Genomic DNA, 1,218 nt, shown 5'->3' with positions numbered 1-1,218 from the left:
TCTGCCTGATGGTTACCACCCCCGCCGCCCCGGGGAGATTCATTCTCTCCCGGCGCGGTGCGGCGCGTCGGGAAAAGGAGGACAGTAGCATGAAAACCACGATGTCTGAGTTTGAAGACCCCCGCAAGGCGCGCGCCCTGCGGGCCATGATGGGGCTGGTCAACCGACAGCTGCGGGTCATTCCGTTTGTGGCAGGAAAGCTGTGGACGGTTGAGTCCAGCATGTCGGGCAAGCCCAGGGAGTACACCGTGGCGCACGGGGTTGTCCCGGGTTTCACCTGGGCATGTACCTGCCCGGACTGGCAGAAGCGCCATGAGGACTGCAAGCACATCCTGGCGGTGCGGCTGCTGGTCGAACAGCAGGTGTAGAGGCGAGCGAGTAACACCATGGCAGGGCTACCCGCCCTGCCACACTGAAAATACCGTTGGAAAAAACCAGCGTTTGCACCTTACAAAGTGAATATCAGACACCACCCTGCCTGTTCCCTGTTTCCTTTCCCCGCTGCACAGGGGCGTATCCACAAGATACCGCCCTGGGGTGCCGACCGGGGCAAAGGAGGAAAACCATGTACCAGCAACTGCTCATGCCGTTTTTGGAAAGCGAGACGGTGGCCAGTCTGCGCCGGGCTGAACGCATTTGGCGGAAACTCAACCAGATACGGGAAGAACTCAACCAGTTGTATGCAAGTGCTCCCGCCGAGAGACCGCAAATTACTTGCCCACAGGACGCTGCCGATTTGCTGTTGCCGTTTCTGAGTGGTTTAGACCATGAGGAATTGTGGGTTGTGCCGCTGGACACCCACCACCGGGTGCTGAAACTGCATAAACTTTACCAGGGTACGCTCAACGCTTCCCATGTGCGTATCGCCGAGATTTTCCGGGTGGCGATCCTGAACAATGCCGCAGCTCTCATCATTGCCCACAATCATCCCAGCGGAGACCCCAACCCCAGCCCTGATGATATTTCAATAACCCGCCAAACAATGGAGGTGGGCAGGCTTTTCGATGTGGAATTACTTGACCATCTGATTATCGGGAATGGGCGTTGGGTCAGCCTGAAAGAGTGCGGGGTAAGTGTCTGATAATGTGCGGGCTATCCGCCCGCATTTACGAGAACTCCACCTGATGAGGTTTCCCGGTGCAACTCCGGGCAGGTGATTTTGGGACCTTCACAAGTGAATACCGGATGCAAGGCTGTCTTGACCCGACCTGTGAAATT

General features: G+C 57.3%; 2 protein-coding genes. Both read left to right on the top strand.

Features of this window, described 5'->3' with window-relative positions:
• On the top strand, window positions 1–368 hold a 368-nt coding region (locus ATHL_RS04745; protein WP_236822327.1), incomplete at its 5' end, for an SWIM zinc finger family protein.
• A gap of 197 nt (window positions 369–565) precedes the next feature.
• Window positions 566–1,081 (top strand): JAB domain-containing protein, encoded by a 516-nt coding sequence (locus ATHL_RS04740; RefSeq protein WP_062190315.1) that lies wholly within the window; start codon window positions 566–568, stop codon window positions 1,079–1,081.
• Window positions 1,082–1,218 lie beyond the last annotated feature (137 nt).

Source organism: Anaerolinea thermolimosa (genome assembly GCF_001050195.2).
Classification (GTDB): domain Bacteria; phylum Chloroflexota; class Anaerolineae; order Anaerolineales; family Anaerolineaceae; genus Anaerolinea; species Anaerolinea thermolimosa.
This window is presented reverse-complemented; position numbering and strand designations above follow the sequence as displayed.